Annotated in this window: 18 protein-coding genes; 15 read left to right on the forward strand and 3 right to left on the reverse strand. The window is 74.8% G+C overall.

The genetic code is table 11. From position 1 onward, the window contains the following. Nucleotides 1-74 precede the first annotated feature (74 nt). From nadA to ACFPBZ_RS09330, 6 genes are all read left to right on the forward strand, one after another. Nucleotides 75-1,121, forward strand: coding sequence for a quinolinate synthase NadA (gene nadA, locus ACFPBZ_RS09305; protein WP_378035748.1), 1,047 nt, complete (start codon nucleotides 75-77; stop codon nucleotides 1,119-1,121). Continuing rightward, nucleotides 1,118-2,689 carry an L-aspartate oxidase gene (gene nadB / locus ACFPBZ_RS09310; RefSeq protein WP_378035749.1) on the forward strand — a complete coding sequence of 524 codons (1,572 nt, stop codon included), beginning with the start codon at nucleotides 1,118-1,120 and terminating at the stop codon, nucleotides 2,687-2,689. The genes nadA and nadB overlap by 4 nt, the downstream gene beginning before the upstream one ends. Beyond that, nucleotides 2,686-3,558 carry a carboxylating nicotinate-nucleotide diphosphorylase gene (gene nadC / locus ACFPBZ_RS09315; protein ID WP_378035750.1) on the forward strand — a complete coding sequence of 291 codons (873 nt, stop codon included), beginning with the start codon at nucleotides 2,686-2,688 and terminating at the stop codon, nucleotides 3,556-3,558. Before nadB ends, nadC begins: the two co-directional genes overlap by 4 nt. Then, nucleotides 3,555-4,655, forward strand: coding sequence for an NAD(P)/FAD-dependent oxidoreductase (locus ACFPBZ_RS09320; protein ID WP_378035751.1), 1,101 nt, complete (start codon nucleotides 3,555-3,557; stop codon nucleotides 4,653-4,655). Before nadC ends, ACFPBZ_RS09320 begins: the two co-directional genes overlap by 4 nt. A 10-nt stretch (nucleotides 4,656-4,665) precedes the next feature. After that, the gene (locus tag ACFPBZ_RS09325) at nucleotides 4,666-5,568 is read left to right on the forward strand and encodes a GH12 family glycosyl hydrolase domain-containing protein (RefSeq protein ID WP_378035752.1); all 903 of its coding nucleotides are present in this window, start codon (nucleotides 4,666-4,668) and stop codon (nucleotides 5,566-5,568) included. A gap of 140 nt (nucleotides 5,569-5,708) precedes the next feature. Continuing rightward, nucleotides 5,709-6,575, forward strand: a complete 867-nt coding sequence (locus ACFPBZ_RS09330) for a GH12 family glycosyl hydrolase domain-containing protein (protein WP_378035753.1) — start codon at nucleotides 5,709-5,711, stop codon at nucleotides 6,573-6,575. 1 nt (nucleotide 6,576) lies between these two features. Here the strand turns inward: ACFPBZ_RS09330 and ACFPBZ_RS09335 are convergent, their stop codons facing one another. Then, nucleotides 6,577-6,975: an RNA-binding S4 domain-containing protein gene (locus ACFPBZ_RS09335; protein ID WP_378035754.1), complete on the reverse strand. Its 399-nt coding sequence runs from the start codon at nucleotides 6,973-6,975 to the stop codon at nucleotides 6,577-6,579. Between the two features lie 139 nt (nucleotides 6,976-7,114). On the opposite strand from ACFPBZ_RS09335, the gene ACFPBZ_RS09340 reads away from it, so the two are divergent. Both ACFPBZ_RS09340 and ACFPBZ_RS09345 read left to right on the forward strand, forming a co-directional pair. After that, nucleotides 7,115-8,449, forward strand: coding sequence for a sensor domain-containing phosphodiesterase (locus tag ACFPBZ_RS09340; protein WP_378035755.1), 1,335 nt, complete (start codon nucleotides 7,115-7,117; stop codon nucleotides 8,447-8,449). Nucleotides 8,450-8,494: 45 nt separating this feature from the next. Then, nucleotides 8,495-9,757, forward strand: a complete 1,263-nt coding sequence (locus ACFPBZ_RS09345) for an EAL domain-containing protein (protein WP_378035756.1) — start codon at nucleotides 8,495-8,497, stop codon at nucleotides 9,755-9,757. A gap of 7 nt (nucleotides 9,758-9,764) precedes the next feature. Here ACFPBZ_RS09345 and ACFPBZ_RS09350 read toward each other — a convergent pair whose 3' ends face one another. Continuing rightward, a complete protein-coding gene (locus tag ACFPBZ_RS09350) occupies nucleotides 9,765-10,442 on the reverse strand; it encodes an MBL fold metallo-hydrolase (RefSeq protein ID WP_378035757.1) in 678 nt (225 codons plus the stop codon). Nucleotides 10,443-10,472: 30 nt separating this feature from the next. Continuing rightward, nucleotides 10,473-11,162, reverse strand: a complete 690-nt coding sequence (locus tag ACFPBZ_RS09355) for a DUF4383 domain-containing protein (protein ID WP_378035758.1) — start codon at nucleotides 11,160-11,162, stop codon at nucleotides 10,473-10,475. 309 nt (nucleotides 11,163-11,471) lie between these two features. Between ACFPBZ_RS09355 and uvrA the strand changes: the two genes are divergently transcribed. The 7 genes from uvrA (at nucleotide 11,472) to pheT (ending at nucleotide 20,512) form a co-directional block, all read left to right on the forward strand. Continuing rightward, nucleotides 11,472-14,369, forward strand: coding sequence for an excinuclease ABC subunit UvrA (gene uvrA / locus ACFPBZ_RS09360; protein ID WP_378035759.1), 2,898 nt, complete (start codon nucleotides 11,472-11,474; stop codon nucleotides 14,367-14,369). A 257-nt stretch (nucleotides 14,370-14,626) separates the two neighbouring features. Then, entirely contained in the window at nucleotides 14,627-15,256 is a 630-nt protein-coding gene (gene infC / locus ACFPBZ_RS09365; RefSeq protein ID WP_378035784.1) for a translation initiation factor IF-3, read from the forward strand. Nucleotides 15,257-15,369: 113 nt separating this feature from the next. Then, nucleotides 15,370-15,561, forward strand: coding sequence for a 50S ribosomal protein L35 (gene rpmI / locus ACFPBZ_RS09370; protein ID WP_378035760.1), 192 nt, complete (start codon nucleotides 15,370-15,372; stop codon nucleotides 15,559-15,561). 65 nt (nucleotides 15,562-15,626) lie between these two features. Beyond that, a complete protein-coding gene (gene rplT, locus ACFPBZ_RS09375; RefSeq protein WP_378035761.1) occupies nucleotides 15,627-16,022 on the forward strand; it encodes a 50S ribosomal protein L20 in 396 nt (131 codons plus the stop codon). 5 nt (nucleotides 16,023-16,027) lie between these two features. Next, entirely contained in the window at nucleotides 16,028-16,828 is an 801-nt protein-coding gene (locus ACFPBZ_RS09380; RefSeq protein WP_378035785.1) for a TrmH family RNA methyltransferase, read from the forward strand. Between the two features lie 49 nt (nucleotides 16,829-16,877). Next, nucleotides 16,878-17,945 (forward strand): phenylalanine--tRNA ligase subunit alpha, encoded by a 1,068-nt coding sequence (gene pheS, locus ACFPBZ_RS09385; protein ID WP_378035762.1) that lies wholly within the window; start codon nucleotides 16,878-16,880, stop codon nucleotides 17,943-17,945. A 35-nt stretch (nucleotides 17,946-17,980) separates the two neighbouring features. Then, nucleotides 17,981-20,512, forward strand: a complete 2,532-nt coding sequence (gene pheT / locus ACFPBZ_RS09390; protein WP_378035763.1) for a phenylalanine--tRNA ligase subunit beta — start codon at nucleotides 17,981-17,983, stop codon at nucleotides 20,510-20,512. Nucleotides 20,513-20,527: the final 15 nt, after the last annotated feature.

Genomic DNA, 20,527 nt, shown 5'->3' on the forward strand with positions numbered 1-20,527 from the left:
CAACAGGCGAAAACCTCGGAGAGTTCCGGGACGCGTCCGGAGCAGGGCGCCCGCCCCGGGGGAGGACACCGGCCATGACTGTCATCGCCGACCCGGACACCGGGGCACACGAGCCCGCGACCGACCTCGTCGAACCCCGGTCGCTGACCGACGCGGACGAGATCGGGAGCTGGGCCGCGGAGATCCGCCGGCTCGCCCGCGAGCGCGACGCGGTGGTCCTGGCGCACAACTACCAGCGCCCCGAGATCCAGGACGTCGCCGACCACACCGGCGACTCGCTGGCGCTCTCCCGCATCGCCGCGGCCTCGGACGCGAGCACCATCGTCTTCTGCGGCGTCCACTTCATGGCCGAGACCGCGAAGATCCTCGCGCCGGAGAAGACGGTGCTGATCCCCGACGAGCGCGCCGGCTGCTCGCTCGCCGACTCGATCTCCGCCGACGAGCTCCGCGCCTGGAAGGCCGAGCACCCGGGGGCGGTCGTCGTCTCCTACGTCAACACCACGGCCGCGGTGAAGGCCGAGACCGACGTCTGCTGCACCTCGTCGAACGCCGTCGAGGTGGTCGCCTCGATCGACCCCGACCGCGAGGTCCTCTTCCTGCCCGACCAGTTCCTCGGCGCCCACGTCCGCCGCGTCACCGGTCGCGAGAACCTGCACGTCTGGGCCGGCGAGTGCCACGTGCACGCCGGGATCAACGGCGCCGCGCTCACCGCGAAGGCCCAGGCCGACCCCGACGCCGACCTGTTCGTCCACCCCGAGTGCGGGTGCGCCACCAGCGCCCTCTACCTCGCCGGGACCGGCGCGGTGCCCGCCGAGCAGGTCCACATCCTCTCGACCGGCGGCATGCTCGACGCCGCCAAGAACACGACGAAGGCCAGCGTGCTCGTCGCCACCGAGGTCGGGATGCTCCACCAGCTGCGCCGGGCCAACCCGCTGGTCGACTTCCGCGCGGTGAACGACCGCGCGTCGTGCGGCTACATGAAGATGATCACGCCGGGCGCGCTGCTGCGGGCCCTGCGCGAGGGCCGCGACGAGGTCGTCGTCGACCCGGCCACCGCCGCGGCGGCGCGCGCCTCGGTGCAGCGGATGATCGCGATCGGGCAGCCCGGGGGCGGGGAATGACCGCCGAGTGCGACCTCGTCGTCGTCGGCTCCGGGGTGGCCGGCCTCTCCGCCGCCACCGAGGCCGCGCGGCACGGCCTGCGGGTCGTCGTCGTCACCAAGGACGCGCCCGACGAGGGCTCCACGCGCTGGGCCCAGGGCGGCATCGCCGTGGTCCTGGGCGACATCGCCGGCGACACCGTCGAGGCGCACGTGGCCGACACCCTCGCCGCCGGCGGCGGGCTCGTCGACGAGGCCGCCACCCGCGGCATCCTCGGCGGCGGCCGGGCCGCGGTCGAGGCCCTGCGCACCGACGGCGCCCGTTTCGACGTCCACGGAGCGCGCCTGGCGCGCACCCGCGAGGGGGGCCACGGCACCACCCGCGTGATCCACGCCGGGGGCGACGCCACCGGCGCCGAGGTCGAGCGGGCCCTGCTCGCCGCGCTGCCCGGCGACATCACCGTGCTCGCGGGCCACACGGCGGTCGCCGTGCGCCGCGACCCGCGGGTCACCGGCCTCGACGTCGTCGACGACGCCGGGGTCCCGGGCCACGTCGCGGCCCCGGCCGTCCTGCTCGCCACCGGCGGCATCGGCGCGCTCTACGAGACGACGACGAACCCCGCGGTCGCCACCGCCGACGGCTGGGCGCTGGCCCTGCGCGCCGGGGCGTCGCTCGCCGACGTCGAGTTCGTGCAGTTCCACCCCACCGCCCTGGCCGTCCCCGGCCTCGTCGGGCGGGCACCCCTGGTCACCGAGGCCCTGCGCGGCGAGGGCGCGCACCTGCTCGACCTCGCCGGGCGCGGCGTCATGGACGACGTCGACCCGCGCGGCGACCTCGCCCCGCGCGACGTCGTCGCCGGCGCCATCACCGCGGTCCTCGCCCGCACCGGCACCGACCACGTGCTGCTCGACGCCACCGGGGTGCCCGACGTGGCGCGCCGGTTCCCGACGGTGGCCGCCTCCTGCGCCGCCATCGGGGTCGACCTCGCCCGCGAGCCGATCCCGGTCCGCCCCGCTCAGCACTACGCGTGCGGCGGCATCGTTACCGACACCCGCGGCCGCACCGGGGTGCCGGGCCTGTGGGCCGCCGGGGAGGTCGCGCGCACGGGCCTGCACGGCGCCAACCGGCTCGCGTCGAACAGCCTGCTCGAGGGCCTCGTCGTGGGCCGGCGCGCGGGCGCGGACGTCGTCGCCGCGCTGGCCGGGCCGCGCCCGGTGGCCGCACCGACCGGCCCCGTCCCGACGAGCGCCCCGGCCGCCGATCGCGCCGTCCTGCAGCGCGCGATGAGCCGCCACGCCTCGGTGGGGCGCGACGCGGCGGGCCTCGCCGCCGCCTCCGACGCGATCGAGTCGACGACCGCCGAGCGGGCGCTCGACTCGCGGGCGGCCGTCGAGGACGCCGCCCTCACCCTCGCGGCGGGCGCGGTGCTCGCCGCCGCCGGGTCGCGCACCGAGTCGCGCGGCTGCCACCTGCGCAGCGACCGCCCCCGGCGCGACGACCGCTGGCAGGCCTCGTCGGTCGCCGTCACGCTCGTCGACGGCCGGCTGCGCCTCGGACCCCTCGACGACCGACTGGGAGAAGTCGCATGACCGCGATCGCCCTGCCCCCGGGCCTCGACGCCGGCGAGATCGACGCCGTCGTCGACCGGGCCCTCGACGAGGACCTGCGCGACGGCCCCGACCGCACCACCGCCGCGTGCGTCCCGCCCGGCGCGGTCGCGGTGGGGGAGTTCCGGACGAGGCCCGCGGGCACGCTGGCGGGCGTCGGCGTCGCGGTCCGCGTGCTCGAGCGGGTGTGCGGCGACGACCTCGAGGTGCTCGACGCACTGCCGGACGGGTCGCGGCTCGCCGCCGGCGACGTCGCGCTCGCCGTCCGGGCCCCGCTCGCGACCCTGCTCACCGCGGAGCGGACGGCGCTGAACCTGCTCTGCCAGCTCTCCGGCGTCGCGACCGCGACCTCGGCGTGGGTCGACGCGGTGGCCGGGACCCCCGCCCGCATCCGCGACACCCGCAAGACCGTCCCGGGCCTGCGGGCGCTGCAGAAGTACGCCGTGCGCTGCGGCGGCGGGGTCAACCACCGGATGTCCCTCGGCGACGCGCTGCTGATCAAGGACAACCACGTGGCCGCCGCCGGGTCGGTGACCGCGGCCGTGCACGCCGCCCGGTCCGCCGCCCCGGAGCTGCCGTGCGAGCTCGAGGTCGACTCGTTCGCCCAGCTCGACGAGGCCCTCGGGCTCGACCTCGAACTGATCCTGCTCGACAACTTCTCCGCCGCCGACTGCGCCGAGGCGGTCCGCCGCCGCGACGCGGCCGCCCCGGGGACGGGCCTGGAGGCCTCCGGCGGCCTGACGATCGACAACGCCGCCGCCTACGGGGCGGCGGGGGTGGACTACCTCGCCGTCGGCGGGCTCACCCACTCCTCGCCCGCGCTCGATCTGGGGCTGGACCTGCGGGCGTGAGCGGCGCGGTCGTCGTCGGGGGCGGCATCGGCGGGATGTCGGTGGCCGCGGAGCTGGCCGCGCTTGGCGTCGACCGCCCGGTGCTGCTGGAGGCCGAGCCGGAGCTCGCCCGGCACACCACCGGGCGCTCCGCGGCCAGCTACATCCCCGGGCACGGGGCCCCACCGATGCAGGCGCTGGTCACGGCGTCGCGCGACCGGTTCGACGCGCTCGCCGACGAGGCCGGGCACCCGTTCCTGCGGCCGCGCCCGGTGCTGCACGTGGCGCACACCGCCGAGGAGGAGCGGATCCTCCGGACGGAGATCCTCCCGCTCGCCCCGGTCACGGCCGTCCCCGCGGACGAGGCGGCCCGGCGCTGGCCCGTGCTGCGTCCGGAGCTGATCCGGGCCGCGGCCGTCACCGGGGACGCGATGGACGCCGACCCCATGGGTCTGCACGAGCACTACCGGCGCCGCTTCCGGGCCGCGGGCGGGGAGATCCGGACGGGCGCGCCCGTCGTCGCGATGGCCCGGACCGCCGCGGGCTGGCGGGTCCGCACCCCCGACGCCGAGCTCGACACCGACCTCGTCGTGCTCGCCGCCGGCGCCTGGACCGACCGGCTGCTCGCCCTGGCCGACGCCGCGCCGCTCGGCCTGACCGCGTACCGCCGCACGATCGCGGTGGTGCGCACCGGGGACGTCCGGCCCGACGACCCGTTCGTCGTCTCCGCCGGCGACCACTGGTACGCCAAGCCGGAGAGCGCGGGCCTGCTGGTCTCCCCGTCGGAGGAGACCCCGCAGGAACCCGGCGACGCCCGGCCCGACGAGCTCGACGTCGCCCTCGCGATCGAGCGCGTCAACGCCGTCACCACCCTCGGGCTGCGCAGCGTCGTCACCGCGTGGGCCGGGCAGCGGACCTTCGCGCCCGGCCGCGTCCTCGTGGTCGGCGAGCGGGCCCCGGGCCTCGTCGTCGTGGCGGGCCAGGGCGGCTCGGGCATCGAGACCGCGCCGGCCGCCGCCGCCCTCGCCGCGGCCGTCACCCTGGGGCTCGAGGTGCCCGCTGACCTGCGGCGACACGGGGTGGAGCCCGATCGGTACGCCCCGGTGGCGCTCCTCTAGCCTCACCGGAATGGGTGATTCCCGCCGCGTCCTGCTCGCCGCCGTCGCGGTGCTGGTGGCGCTCCTCGCCGCGTGCGGCGCGCCCGCCGAGCAGGTGCCGCCGATCAACGTGGCGCCGGTGACCACCGAGAACCTCGCCAACGCGGGCGGTCTGCCGGCCCCGGCGCCCGCCCTGCCGGGAGTGGCCGCCCCGGCCGTGCCGAGGCTCCTCGCGCCGCTCCCGGCCCTCGGCAGCCGGAACGGCCCCCGGGTGTGCGAGAAGTTCGGGTCGGTGCCCGTGGCGGGCGGGCGCTTCGAGGTCCAGAACGACGCGTGGGGCGCCGAGACCCCGCAGTGCACCACGGCGTTCGACACCGGGTTCAGCGTCCAGGCCTCGCACCGCAAGGACTCCGGCCCCGCCGCCTACCCGAGCATCGTCTGGGGCTGCAACCACGGCACGTGCACGCGGAACACCCCCTTCCCGCGCCCGGTCGCCGACCTCGGCGACGTCCGGTCGAGCTGGTCGGTCACCGTGCCCGACACCGGGCGCTACAACGCCTCCTACGACGTCTGGTTCGACCCGCAGCCCCGGCGCGACGGCGACAACACCGGCGCCGAGCTGATGATCTGGACGGTGCGCGCCGGCGGGATCGACCCCATCGGCTCGAAGCGGGGCACGACCACGATCGCCGGCGCCGCCTGGGACGTGTACACGGGCTCCAACGGGGACCTCCCGGTGATCTCCTACGTGCGCCAGCAGCCCACCCGCCAGGTGCTCGACCTGCCCATCACCGAGTTCGTCACCGACGCGCAGCGCCAGGGCGTCGTCCGGCGCGAGTGGTTCCTGACGAACCTCCAGGCCGGCTTCGAGCCGTGGGTGGGCGGCAGCGGCCTGTCCACCGACGCCTTCAACGCGACGCGGAACGGGGTCTGACCGCCTCACTCGTGTGAGTGGCGTCCGCTCCTCCGGTGGCCCGAACGAGGGAGGCCGTCTGGCGCCGTCGACTGCGCCGAACGTACGTTCCGACGCGCCGAACGGTCCAACGGGGAGGACGGCGCAGGATGAGCGGTCGCATGTTCGCGACGAATGTCGACGACGGAACCCGACGACGGGCCGGGCGGCACCGACGCCGGTCGACGACGCGCGGTGACGCCCTGCGCGCCCTCGCGGGCGGCCTGGCCCTGGTCGCACTCGCCGCGCTGACCGGCACCGGGCCCGCCGCCGCCCCGGTCCCGGCGGCGGTGGCGTCGACGACCCCGGTGGGGGAGCGGGCCGGGAAGGTCTGCGAGAAGTTCGGCTCGACCCCCGTCGAGGGCGGGCGGTACGAGGTCCAGAACTCGCTGTGGGGCTCGGACAAGCCGCAGTGCGTGGTCGCGTTCGATACCGGCTTCTCGGTCGAGGCGAAGCACAGCAACGACAGCGGCCCGGCCTCGTACCCGTCGATCGTCTTCGGCTGCAACTACGGCAACTGCACGAAGGGCACGCCCTTCCCCCGCCCGATCGCCGACCTCGGCGACCTGCGCTCCTCCTGGGCGACCACCACGCCCTCGTCGGGGGACTACAACGTCGCCTACGACATCTGGCTCGACCCGACGGCCCGCAAGGACGGGCGGCCGACGGGCCTGGAGCTGATGATCTGGCTCAAGCACACCGACCGCGTGCAGCCGATCGGCAAGAAGACGGGGGAGACCACCCTCGGCGGCGTCCCCTACGAGGTCTGGCTCGGCAAGGCCGACCTCCCGACGATCTCCTACGTCCGCAAGGAGCAGACGAACGAGGTGAAGGACCTCGACATCACCGCCTTCGTCACCGACGCGAAGAACCGGGGCCAGGCGAAGGAGGGCTGGTACCTGACGAGCATCCAGGCCGGGTTCGAGCCCTGGATCGGCGGCGACGGGCTGAAGACCACCTCGTACTCGGTGACCCGCGACGGCCAATAGGTCAGTCCTCCAGGTCGTGCTCCACGCCCTCGACCAGGGAGGCCCGCTCGAAGGCCTCGATCCGGCGCCGGTCGCGCTTCGTCGGGCGGCCGGCGCCCCGCTCGCGCCGCGCGACCGCCGCGACCGTCTCCTTCGGCGGCGGCGGCGGGGTGTGGTCGACGTAGCAGGTCACCGCCACCGGGGCGCCGACCCGCTTCTCGATCACCGTGCCCACCTCCACCACCCGCGGGATGTCGTAGAGGCGGGTCCGCACGGTGTCGCCGGCCCGGATCGGGGTCGACGGCTTGGCCGGCTTGTCGTTGACGCGCACGTGGCCGCCGCGGCACGCCGTCGCGGCGTCGGCGCGGGTCTTGCTCAGGCGGACCGCCCAGAGCCAGCGGTCGACGCGCGTGGTGTCCATCGCCGACCAGTCTGCCGAACGCCCGGAGCCCCGGCGACCCACCGTGACCGTCACGGCCCGGATCGATCATTGGGTCGCTCCATCGGCCGAACGCACGTACCGTCGTCCGGAAGAGGTGTATCCCGGGGGGAGGTACGGCGTGCCGACCGAGGACGAGGCGCTGCGCGACCTGCTGGCCGACCGGGCCGTCACGCCGGTCTTCCAGCCGATCGTCGACGTCGCCACCCGGGAGGTCGTCGGCGTCGAGGCCCTCGCCCGCGGCCCGTCCGACAGCGCCCTCGAACGTCCCGACGCGATGTTCGCGGCGGCCCGCCGGGCCGGGCGCCTCGCCGACCTCGACACGCTGTGCCGCGCCCGCGCCGTCGAGGAGGCCCTGGCGGCCGGCCTCGCCGGGCCCCTCGGGCTCTTCGTCAACGTCGAGCCGCTCACCGCGCCGACGGTGTTCACCTCCGCCGCGGCGACCGCCGCCCTGCTCGACCGGGGCGTGCGGCTGGTCGTCGAGCTGACCGAGCGGGACCTCACGGCCGACCCCGCCCGCCTGCTGGTCTTCGCCGCGCGCGCCCGGGCCCACGGCTTCCGCATCGCGCTCGACGACGTCGGGGCCGACCCGGCGTCCCTCGCGCTCATGCCGTTCCTGCGCCCGGAGATCGTCAAGCTCGACCTGAGCCTGGTGCACGGGCGCCCGGCCCCCGCGGTCGCCGCGGTCATGTCGGCCGTCGCCGCCTACGCCGAGCAGAGCGGCGCCGTCGTCCTCGCGGAGGGCGTCGAGACCGCGGAGCACCTCGCCGCCGCCCGCGGCCTCGGGGCCACCCTCGTGCAGGGCTGGTACTTCGGCCACGCGGTCCCGGCGGCCGAGCTGTCCGGTCTGCCCGCGACCCGGCGGGCCCCGCTCCTGCTGCGCCCCGGGACCGTCGTGACGCCCCGCAGCCCGTTCGCCGCCGCCGCGCGCTGGCGCACCCCCCGGCGGGCGGCCAAGTCGCTGCTCGTCGCCGTCAGTCACCACCTCGAGAACCAGGCCGCCGACCAGGGCGAGCTCGCCGTGGTGCTCTCCGCCTACGAGGCCGCCGGCAACTTCACCCCCGCCTCCCGCGTCCGCTACCGCGCGCTCGCGTCCTCCGCCGCGTTCGTCGGGGTGCTCGGCGTGGGCCTCGGTGCCGAGCCGGAGCCGGGCGTGCGCGGCGCCGACCTCGCCGTGGACGACCCGGTGCGCGGCGAGTGGGACGTCGTGGTGGTCGGCCCGCACTTCGCGGCGGCCCTCATCGCCCGCGACCTCGAGCCCGACGGCGACCACGCCGACCCGTCCCGCGAGTTCGACTACGTCCTCACCCACGACCGCGCGCTCGTGCTCGAGCTCGCCCGATCGCTGATGGCCCGCCTCCTGCCCTCGCCGCCACTCTCCGGCGTCACCTCGGCGCCCCTGACCCCTGAGTGGGTGTCCGTTCCCGAGACCGTCCCTCTCGATCGGGGTACTTAGGTACGCTCAGCGTGACGGAGCGGGACGACGGCGTGGGGTGAACTCGTGGCGGACCTGGCGGTCGGCGGGCTCGCCGACCTCGCAAGCGGTCTGACCACCGTCTTCCAGCCGATCGTCGACCTGGCGACGGGCGGGGTCGTGGCGCACGAGGCCCTCACCCGCGGTCCCGCGGGCCCGCTGGCCGACCCCGAGCGGCTCTTCGCCCACGTCCGGCGGATCGGCGGCCTCGCCGAGTTCGACGGGCTGTGCCGCGCCCGGGCCCTCGAGGCGGCCCTCGACGCGGGCGACGACGCGCCCACCACGCTGTTCCTCAACATCGAGCCCGACGGCATCCGGGTCGGCCCGCCGCCCCCGGCGGCCGTGGAGTTCCTCCGGCGCGGCGGCCGGCTCGTCCTGGAGTTCACCGAGCGCGCGCTGACGGCCGACCCGGCCCGCGTGCAGTGGTTCGCGACGCGGCTGCGCCACGTCGGGATCGCCGTCGCGCTCGACGACGTCGGCAGCCACCCCAGCTCGCTCGCCCTCATGCCGTTCCTGCGCCCGGAGGTCGTCAAGCTCGACCAGCGCCTCGTCCAGGACCCCCTCGACGACGACGCCGCCCGCATCGTCGCCGCGGTCGGCGCCTACGCCGAGCGGTGCGACGCGATCGTGCTCGCCGAGGGCATCGAGACCGCCGACCACGAGCGCACCGCCCTCGCGCTCGGCGCCACCCTCGCCCAGGGCTACCACTACGGCCGGCCCGGTCCGCTCGGTCCCGACGGGCGTCGCGTCACCACCTCGCAGAACACCCCGCTGGCCCGTGCCCCCGAGGGGCCGACCCGCCGCAGCCCGTTCGCCACGGTCGCCCGCGGCCGGCGGGTGCGGCGAGGCACGCTCGGCGAGGTCCGCATCGCCGCCGAGCTGCTCGAGCGGCGCGCGCTGACGGCCGAGGGCCCGACGGTCACCCTCGCGACCGCGGGCCCCGACGGGATCCCGACCGGGGCCCGGGCCCGGCGCTACGTCGAGGCGGCCCGCACCGCGAGCCTCGTCGCCGTGCTCGGCGGCGGACCCGAGCCGCTGCCCGGGGTCCGCGGCGCCGCGCTCACCGACGGCGACCCGCTGCGGGCCGAGTGGGACGTGGTGGTGGTCGGCCCGCACGTGGCCGCCGCGCTGGTGGCCCGCCCGGCGTTCGGGGACGCCTGGGAGGGCCGCACCCCGCCCGTCGCGTGGGAGTACACCGTGGTCCACGAGCGCGAGGTGGTGCTCGAGCTGGCCCGGTCGCTGATGAGCCGCACCGTGCCGGCCTCGAACGCGGCGATGCCCGGCGTCTGACGGGACGTCACCAGCCGCGCTCGCGCCACTCCGGCAGGCTCGGACGCTCGGCGCCGAGCGTCGTGTCGTCGCCGTGGCCGGGGTAGACCCAGGTGTCGTCGTCGAGCCGGCTGAACACCTTGTGCTCGAGGTCGTCCATCAGGGCGTTGTGGTGCTCGACCGTCGCGGTCTTGCCGTGCCCGCCCGGGAAGAGCGAGTCGCCGGTGAACAGGTGCGCCGAGCCGTCCGGGTCGCGGTAGAGCAGCGCGATCGACCCGGGGGTGTGCCCGTCGAGGTGGATGACCTCGACGAACGAGTCGCCGAAGCGCACCTCGTCGTCGTCGCCGACGGTGTGGTCGGGCGTGACCGGGAGCTCCGGCGCGTCGAGCTCGTGCGCGTAGGTCTGCGGCGACAGCTCCGTCGTCATCGCCTCCAGCGCCTGGACGTGGTCCCAGTGCTGGTGGGTGGTGATGATCGTCCGGGTGTTCCCGCGCTCGGCGACGGTGTCGACGGTGTCGAGCAGCCGCTCGGCCTCGTTCGCGGCGTCGATCAGCAGCGTGGCCCCGGTGGCCTTGTCGACCAGCAGGTAGGCGTTGTTGTCCATCGGCCCGACCGAGACCTTGGTGATGGCGACCGCGTCGAGCTCACGGCGCGCGGCCGGGCCCTCGGGGTCGACGTGGCCGGTGTAGTCCTCGAGAAGCTCCACGTCGCCCAGTCTGCCCGGTCGGTCCGACGGTCACGCCTGCCCGCGCTCCCGACCGGCGTCCGCGCGGTCCTGGTCGCCGTCCTCGTCCCGGTCCTGCTTGGCCGGGTGGTCGGGATAGGGGTCGGCCCCGGGCGGCGGCTCGATGATGCGGGCACTGCTGATCATGAGCGTGACGAAGCCGAGCAGGAACAGCACCCCGTGCAGGACGAGGTCGGGCGTGTTCAGGTCCAGCGCCGTCGGGTCGCCGGTGTTGAGCGAGGCGGCGGCCCCGAGGCCGAACACCACGAGGTAGACGATCACCTGGGCGATGGCGAACCGGCGGAGCAGGGAGCGCCGGGTGAGGGCGGCGACCAGGCCCAGCACGGCGGTGACGAGCAGCAGGGTGCTGTGGGCGGGGTTGAGCCGCAGCGCGAGGAAGGTGCCCTCGGAGCGCCCGGTGAAGCCCTGGTCGCTGCCGACCACGTAGCCGGCCACCGCGACGACGAGCAGCACCACCGACTGCCCGATCACGAGGGACATCGCGATCCGCCCGAGGAGCCCCTCGTGCGGGACCGACGGCTGCGGGCGGCCCTCCTCGTCGCGTCCGGGCTGGACGTAGGGACTGCCGGACTCCCGGCTCGCCCGGTCGTGGTCGCCCCGGGCGCCCTCGTCGGGATGTGGGGACTCCCCGCGGCGCGATGCGCCCGACGCGGTGTCCGACTCCGTCTCGTGCTCCGCCATGACCCGGTATTCACGCCGACCACACATCGGTAAACCCCGTCGGACGCGGAGCGTGCCGGACAGCGTCCGACCGGGTGGGCGCGCCGGGCGGCGACGTCCGGGGCCGGCGGGCGCGACGTGCGCCCGTCGTCGGGAACGGGCCGTCCACCGCCCGGCGCCGGTCCCGGCGGGCGGTGTCGGTGGGTGCTCCTAGCATGGGTGGGGAGCCCCGTGCGGCCGCCTCGCCGTCGGCACGCCCGACGACGTTGTCGGTGCCCCGGGGTAGGCAGGGCACGTCGCCCTGCCCGTACCGCCTTTGGGAGCTGATCCGTGGCCGACCGCCTCGTCGTCAAGGGCGCCCGTGAGCACAACCTCACGGGCGTCGACATCGACCTGCCGCGCGAGAGCCTCGTCGTGTTCACCGGCCTGTCGGGGTCGGGCAAGTCGAGCCTCGCGTTCGACACGATCTTCGCCGAGGGCCAGCGCCGGTACGTCGAGTCGCTCTCGGCCTACGCGCGGCAGTTCCTCGGCCAGATGGACAAGCCCGACGTCGACTTCATCGAGGGCCTGTCCCCGGCGGTCTCGATCGACCAGAAGTCGACCAGCCGCAACCCGCGCTCCACCGTCGGGACGATCACCGAGGTCTACGACTACCTGCGCCTGCTCTACGCCCGCGCCGGCACGCCGCACTGCCCGACCTGCGGGGAGATCATCTCCAAGCAGACGCCGCAGCAGATCGTCGACCAGGTGCTCGCCATGGAGTCGGGCCGGCGCTTCCAGGTCCTCGCGCCGGTCATCCGGGGCCGCAAGGGCGAGTACGTCGACCTGTTCTCCCAGCTGCAGGGACAGGGCTTCTCCCGCGTGCTGGTCGACGGCACGGTCCACCCGCTGACCGACCCGCCCACGCTGAAGAAGCAGGAGAAGCACGACATCGCGGTGGTGGTCGACCGCCTGTCGGTGAAGGCCAGCGCGAAGCAGCGCCTCACCGACTCGGTGGAGACCGCGCTGCGCCTGGCCGAGGGCGTCCTCGTGCTCGACTTCGTGGATCTCGAGGAGGACGACCCCGACCGGGAGCGGCGCTTCTCCGAGAAGATGGCCTGCCCCAACGGCCACCAGCTCGCGGTGGACGACCTCGAGCCCCGCGCCTTCTCGTTCAACTCGCCCTACGGCGCCTGCCCCACCTGCTCCGGCCTCGGCACGAAGATGGAGGTCGACCCGGAGCTGCTGGTCCCCGACGACGAGCTCTCCCTCGGCGAGGGCGCGATCGCCCCCTGGAACATGGGGCAGACGGCCGACTACTTCCAGCGCCTGCTCACCGCGCTCTCGGAGTCCGTCGGCTTCCGCATGGACACCCCGTGGCGCAAGCTGCCGGCGGCGGTCCGCAAGGCGGTGCTGCACGGCTCGAACGACCAGGTGCACGTGCGCTACCGCAACCGCTACGGGCGCGAGCGCTCGTACTACGCCGCCTTCGAGGGCGTCGTGCCGTTCCTCGAGCGCCGGCTCGACCAGGCGGAGTCCGACAACGCCCGGGAGCGCTACGAGGGCTACATGCGCGAGGTCCCGTGCCCGGTCTGCTCGGGCACGCGCCTCAAGCCCGAGATCCTCGCGGTGACCCTGCGGCACGAGTCGCAGGGCGACCGCTCGATCGCGGAGGTCTGCGCGCTCTCGGTCGACGACTGCGCGGCGTTCCTGCAGGGCCTCGTGCTCGGCGCCCGCGAGCAGGCGATCGCCGGGGCGGTGCTCAAGGAGATCCAGGCCCGCCTGGGCTTCCTGCTCGACGTGGGGCTCGACTACCTGTCGCTCTCCCGCGCGGCGGGCACCCTGTCCGGCGGCGAGGCGCAGCGCATCCGGCTGGCCACGCAGATCGGCTCGGGCCTCGTCGGGGTCCTCTACGTGCTCGACGAGCCCTCGATCGGCCTGCACCAGCGCGACAACCGCCGGCTGATCGACACGCTCACGCGCCTGCGCGACCTCGGGAACACCCTCATCGTCGTCGAGCACGACGAGGACACGGTGCGGGCGAGCGACTGGGTGGTCGACATCGGCCCGGGCGCGGGGGAGCACGGCGGCCAGGTGGTGCACTCCGGCTCGGTCGCCGGGCTCCTGGAGAACACCGACTCGATGACCGGGGACTACCTGTCCGGCCGGCGCTCGATCCCGGTGCCCGACATCCGCCGACCGCGCGACCGGAAGCGGCAGATCAGCGTCGTCGGCGCGCGCGAGCACAACCTGCACGACGTCGACGTGTCGTTCCCGCTCGGCTGCCTGGTCTCGATCACCGGGGTCTCCGGCTCGGGGAAGTCCACGCTGGTCAACGACATCCTCGCCACGGTGCTGGCCAACAAGCTCAACGGGGCGCGCCAGGTCCCGGGCCGGCACACCCGCGTCACGGGGCTCGACAATCTCGACAAGCTCGTGCGGGTCGACCAGTCGCCGATCGGGCGCACCCCGCGGTCCAACCCGGCCACCTACACCGGCGTGTGGGACCACATGCGCAAGCTCTTCGCGTCGACCAACGAGGCGAAGGTCCGCGGCTACGGGCCCGGCCGGTTCTCGTTCAACGTCAAGGGCGGCCGCTGCGAGGCGTGCGCCGGCGACGGCACGATCAAGATCGAGATGAACTTCCTGCCCGACGTCTACGTCCCCTGCGAGGTCTGCAAGGGCGCCCGGTACAACCGCGAGACCCTCGAGGTGCACTACAAGGGCAAGACGGTCGCCGAGGTCCTCGACATGCCGATCGAGGAGGCGGCGGTGTTCTTCGAGCCGATCACCGCGATCCACCGCCACCTGAAGACGCTCACCGAGGTGGGCCTGGGCTACGTGCGGCTCGGCCAGCCCGCGCCGACGCTCTCCGGCGGCGAGGCCCAGCGCGTCAAGCTGGCCTCGGAGCTGCAGAAGCGGTCGATGGGCCGGACGATCTACATCCTCGACGAGCCGACCACGGGCCTGCACTTCGAGGACATCCGCAAGCTCCTCGGCGTCATCAACGGCCTGGTCGACAAGGGCAACACCGTGCTGGTGATCGAGCACAACCTCGACGTCATCAAGGTGTCCGACTGGGTGGTCGACATGGGCCCCGAGGGCGGCAACGGCGGCGGCACGGTGGTCGCCGAGGGCACCCCGGAGCAGATCGCGGCCGTGCCGGAGAGCTACACGGGGCAGTTCCTGGCGAACCTCGTCACCCCCGAGGCGCCCCCGGTCAAGCGGTCGCGGGCCAAGGCCGGCTGATCCGGCCGGAATCACACGCGTGGTAGTGTCGCGGTGAGCGACCAGCTCGTCGGGCACGTCCGCGTGTCCGTCGAGCGGCAAGTGGAGCCCCGCCTCCCACCCGCACCGTCCCCGTAGACGGTCGGGTTCCGGTCGGAGCCGCCCTCCGGGGCAGCCCCTCTCGACCCCGCACGCCGGGGTCGGATCGGTACGAGACAGGGCCCCCGCCACGAGCACCACGGCGAGGGGCCCGACGTCGTGGAGAAGTTGGACCCCTCCTGCCGGGTTGCGGACGGAAACACTGTCGAACCCGAGGAGAACTCATCAGCGCAGAGACGCGCATCAACGAGCGCATCCGCGTGCCCGAGGTCCGCCTGGTCGGTCCGAACGGCGAGCAGGTGGGGATCGTCCGTATCGAGGACGCCCTGCGTCTCGCCCGTGAGGCCGACCTCGACCTCGTCGAGGTCGCGGCCCAGGCGCGCCCGCCGGTCTGCAAGCTCATGGACTACGGCAAGTTCAAGTACGAGAGCGCGCAGAAGGCCCGCGAGTCGCGTCGCAACCAGCAGCAGACCGTGATCAAGGAGCAGAAGCTCCGGCCGAAGATCGACCCGCACGACTACGAGACGAAGAAGGGTCACGTCACCCGCTTCCTCGGTCAGGGTCACAAGGTCAAGGTCACGATCATGTTCCGTGGTCGCGAGCAGTCCCGCCCGGAGCTGGGCTTCCGCCTGCTCCAGCGGCTGGCCGAGGACGTCGGCGAACTGGCCTTCGTCGAGGCCTCGCCGAAGCAGGACGGCCGCAACATGACCATGGTGCTGGCGCCCAACAAGAAGATCGCCAAGACGCCGAAGCAGCAGGCGGCGCAGCAGGCCGAGGCCGAGGCAGCACAGCCCGAGCCCGCCTCCTGATCCGGGAGAGGGCGGGCCGTACCGTCGAACGCGACGAGACGGCCCGCCCCACCCCGGCGGGGTGCCGCCCAGAGCCGCCCCCCGGGCCGGCAGGACGACCAGGACGAGGACGTATGAAGAACAAGACCCACTCCGGGACCAAGAAGCGCATCAAGGTGACGAGCACCGGCAAGCTGATGCGCGAGAAGGCCGGCAAGCGCCACCTGCTGGAGAAGAAGTCCAGCGAGAAGACCCGTCGGCTCGCCGGCGAGGTCGAGGTCGCGCCGCAGGACAGCAAGCGCCTGCGCAAGATGCTCGGCATCTGACAGTCCCTCCAGGGTCGCCGTGACTCTCCGGTGACCGCCCCCGACACCCTCTAAGGCAGGACGACGTGGCACGCGTCAAGCGCGCAGTCAACGCCCAGAAGAAGCGCCGTACCGTTCTCGCGGACGCCAGCGGCTACCGCGGGCAGCGCTCGCGGCTCTACCGCAAGGCCAAGGAGCAGCAGCTCCACTCGCTGACCTACGCCTACCGCGACCGCAAGCAGCGCAAGGGCGACTTCCGGCAGCTCTGGATCACCCGCATCAACGCCGCGGCCCGGGCCAACGACATGACCTACAACCGGTTCATGCAGGGCCTCAAGCTCGCCGGCGTCGAGGCCGACCGCAAGGTCCTCGCCGAGATCGCCGTGTCCGACCCGGCCGCCTTCACGGCGCTCGTCGAGGTGGCCCGCGCCGCCGTCGCCGACGTGCCGAAGGGCGCCGAGGCGTCCGAGGACGCCGCCTGAGCGAGATCCTCACCGAGCGCACCCCGCGCGTCGCCGCAGCCCGCAAGCTGCTGCGGCGCGCGGCGCGCGAGGACACCGGCCGGTTCCTCCTCGAGGGCACCCGGCCGGCGCACGACGCGGTGGCCCGCGCCGAGTCCGACCCGGGCGCCGTCGTCGACCTGTTCGTCACCGAGCCCGTCGCCGACCGCGAGCGCGACCTGTTGATCCGGGCCCGTGCGGCCGGTGTCCGCACCTCGCTGGTCACCGAGAAGGCGATCGCCGGGCTGACCGACACGGTGCACCCCCAGGGGCTCGTCCTGGTCTGCCGGCAGCCTCCCGCCGCGCTCCCCGAGGCCCCGACGCTCGTCGTCGTGCTGGTCGACGTCGCCGACCCCGGCAACGCGGGCACGGTCGTCCGCACCGCCGACGCGGCGGGCGCCGACGCCGTCGTCGTCGCGGGGGAGAGCGTCGACCCGTTCAACCCGAAGTGCGTCCGCGCCAGCATGGGCAGCCTCTTCCACCTGCCGGTGGTGCGGGAGCGCCGGCACGACGACGCCCTCGGGCGCCTGCGGGCGGCGGGGCTCGGCGTCGTCGTGGCCGACGGGGCCGGGGAGGCCGAGCTGGGGCCGGCGACCGACGGCCTGCTCGCCCGGCCCACCGCGTGGGTGTTCGGCAGCGAGGCGCACGGCGTCCCGGCCGAGGTGGCGGCGGCGGCCGACCACCGGGTGCGGATCCCGATGCGGGGCCGCGCCGAGAGCCTCAACCTCGCGACGGCGGCGGCGGTGTGCCTGTACGCGTCCGTGAGGGCCCACCAGAGCGCTGGATAGACTCCACCCCCACCTCATTCCTCCAGAGCAGGAGCAGCGGCGACCCGCGATGTCCGGAACCAACGACTCGTTCGACCCCAAGCAGGTCTCCGCGCTCGACCCCGGGACCCTCGAGGCGGCCCGGGACGAGGCGACGTCCGCGTTCGCCGGGGCGAGCACCCTCGACGCCCTCACCGCGCTGAAGCCCGCCCACCTGGGCGACCGTTCGCCGGTGCTGCTGGCCCGCCGGGAGATCGGCTCGCTGCCCCCGCAGGCCAAGGCCGACGCCGGCAAGCGCGTCAACGAGGCCCGGCTCGCGGTGCAGGCCGCCTACGACGAGCGGCACGCCGCGCTCCTCACCGAGCGCGACGAGCGGGTCCTCGGCGAGGAGGCCGTCGACGTCACGCTGCCCACCGCGCGGCACCCGCGCGGCAGCCGCCACCCGCTGACCCAGACCTCCGAGCGGATCGCCGACGTGTTCGTCGGGATGGGCTGGGAGGTGGCCGAGGGCCCCGAGGTCGAGTCGGAGTGGTTCAACTTCGACGCGCTGAACTTCCTGCCCGACCACCCGGCCCGGACGATGCAGGACACGTTCCACCTCGAGCCGGCGGCGGCGAAGCAGGTGCTGCGCACGCACACCTCGCCCGTGCAGATCCGGACGCTGCTCGAGCGCGACCTGCCGGTCTACGTCGTGTGCCCCGGCCGGACGTTCCGCACCGACGAGCTCGACGCCACCCACACCCCGGTCTTTCACCAGATCGAGGGGCTGGCCGTCGACAAGGGCCTGACGATGGCCCACCTCAAGGGCACGCTCGACGCGTTCGCCCGCGCGATGTTCGGGCCCGACTCCCGGATCCGGATGCGGCCGTCGTACTTCCCGTTCACCGAGCCGTCGGCCGAGCCCGACGTCTGGTTCCCGCAGAAGAAGGGCGGCGCGGGCTGGGTCGAGTGGGGCGGCTGCGGGATGGTCGACCCGAACGTCCTGCGCGCCTGCGGCGTCGACCCCGACGTCTACTCGGGGTTCGCCTTCGGCATGGGCCTGGAGCGGACCCTGATGTTCCGCAACGGCCTGCCCGACATGCGCGACATGGTCGAGGGCGACGTGCGCTTCACCAGCGCGTTCACCGTCGAGCCCTGACCACCGAGCACCTCCACCGAAAGGCCTGATCTCCCGTGCGCGTCCCCGTCTCGTGGCTCACCGAGCACATCGACCTCGGAGCCCTGGCGGAGCAGCCGTCGGCCGACGACCTCGCCGAGGCCCTGATCCGCGTCGGGTTCGAGGTCGAGGACGTGGCGCCCCTCGAGCCGGTCACAGGCCCCCTCGTCGTCGGGAAGGTCCTCGAGATCGAGGAGCTGACCGAGTTCAAGAAGCCCATCCGGTTCTGCCGGGTCGACGTGGGGGACCGCGGGTCCGACCCGGCCGGGCCGCAGGGCATCGTCTGCGGCGCGACCAACTTCGCGGTCGGCGACCTGGTCGTCGCGGCGCTGCCCGGCACGACGCTGCCGGGCGGGTTCGGGATCGCGGCCCGCAAGACCTACGGACGCGTCTCCGACGGCATGATCTGCGCGCTCGACGAGCTCGGGCTCGGCGACGACCACAGCGGCATCCTCGTGCTGCCGCCCGGTACCGCGGACCCGGGGACCGACGCGGCCCCGCTGCTCGGGCTCTCGCCCGACGCCCCCGACGCGGTGCTCGACGTGGCGGTCAACCCCGACCGCGGCTACGCCCTGTCGATCCGCGGGCTCGGTCGCGAGGTGGCGTGCGCGTACGGCGCCCCCTTCGGCGACCCCGCGGCGATCGACCAGGGCGTCCCGTCCGGCGAGGGCGGGGCGTGGACCGTCCGCGTCGAGCCGGGGTCGGCCTGCCGGCGCTTCGTCGCGCGGCGCGTCACCGACCTCGACCCCACCGCGCCCACCCCCTGGTGGATGACCCGCCGCCTGCTGCTCGGCGGCGTCCGGCCGATCTCGCTCGCGGTCGACGTCACCAACTACGTGATGCTCGAGCTCGGCCAGCCCATGCACGCCTACGACGCCGCCCGGATCACCGGGGACGTCGTCGTCCGGCGGGTGCGGGCCGACGAGAAGCTGACCACGCTCGACGACGTCAGCCGCGCCCTCGACCCCGACGACGTCGCGGTCTGCGACGACTCCGGGCCCATCGGCCTCGCCGGCGTGATGGGCGGGGCGACCACCGAGGTGACCGCGCAGACCTCCGACGTGCTGCTCGAGGCGGCGACCTGGGAGCCCGCCTCGGTGGCGCGCACCGCCCGCCGCCACAAGCTGCCGAGCGAGGCCGCCCGGCGCTTCGAGCGCGCGGTCGACCCGGCCGTGGCCCGGCCGGCCGCGGACCGGGCCGCGGCGCTGCTGGCGCACTACGGCGACGCGACGGTCACCGAGGGGGTCACCGACGTCGGCCCCTACGCCGAGGGCACCGAGGAGCCGACCGCGCGCATCCGCATGGCGCTCGACCTGCCCGACCGGGTCGCGGGCGTGACCTACCCGCGCGGCGCGAGCGTCCGCCGCCTCGTGCAGGTGGGGTGTGCGGTGGACGTCGACTCGCAGGACGGCGCTGCCGGGCTGGTCGTCACCCCGCCGAGCTGGCGGCCCGACCTGACGCGCCCCGCCGACCTCGTCGAGGAGGTCCTGCGCCTCGAGGGCTACGACGCGATCCCGTCCGTGCTGCCGGCGTTCGCCGGCGGCACCGGCCTGACGATGGCGCAGCGCCGGCGCCGCCAGGTGTCGCGCTCGCTCGCCGACGCCGGCTACCAGGAGGTCCTGCCCTCGCCGTTCATGGCGCCCTCGGTGCTCGACGCCTTCGGCCTTCCCGACGACGACGCCCGCCGCTCCGCCGTCCGGCTCGCCAACCCCCTCGACGCCGACCGGTCCCTGCTCGCGACGACCCTGCTGCCGGGTCTGCTCGACGCGGTCGTCCGGAACGTCTCCCGGGGCCTGCGCGACCTGGCGCTGTTCCACGTCGGGCAGGTCGCCCGCCCCTCGGGTACCCCCGGACCGGCCGTCGAGGTCGGCGTGGACGCCCGGCCCTCGGACGCGCAGATCGCGGCCCTGATGGACGCCCTGCCGCCGCAGCCGGTGCGGGTCGGTGCGGTGCTCACGGGCGCGTGGGAGGCGAAGGGCTGGTGGGGCGAGGGCCGTCCCGCCACCTGGGCCGACGCCGTCGAGGCCGCCCGCACGGTCGCCGCGGTCTACGGCGCGCCGCTGCAGGTCTCGAACGACCAGCACGCCCCGTGGCACCCGGGCCGGTGCGCCGCCCTGCACGTCGACGGCGTGCTCTTCGGGCACGCGGGGGAGCTGCACCCGAAGGTCCTGGAGACCCTGGGGCTGCCGCCGCGCACCTGCGCGGTGGAGCTCGAGCTCGACCGGCTGCCCGTGACCGAGGTGCTGGCCCGGCCCGAGGTGTCGGCCTACCCGCCGGTGCTGCTCGACGTCGCCCTGGTGGCGCCGACGGACGTGCCGGTGGCCGCGATCGAGGCGGCGCTGGTCGAGGGCGGCGGCGAGCTGCTCGAGGACGTGCGCCTCTTCGACGTCTACACCGGGGCCCAGGCGGGCGAGGGACGACGCTCGCTGGCGTTCGCCCTGCGCTTCCGGGCCCCCGACCGCACCCTCACCCTCGAGGAGGCCACCGCCGCCCGCGACGCCGCGGTGGCCCTGGCGGGGGAGAGGTGCGGAGCGTCGCTCCGCTCGTGAGGACCGCCCCGGGCC

The sequence above is a fragment of the Actinomycetospora atypica genome (assembly GCF_042653685.1).
Taxonomy (GTDB): Bacteria; Actinomycetota; Actinomycetes; order Mycobacteriales; family Pseudonocardiaceae; genus Actinomycetospora; species Actinomycetospora atypica.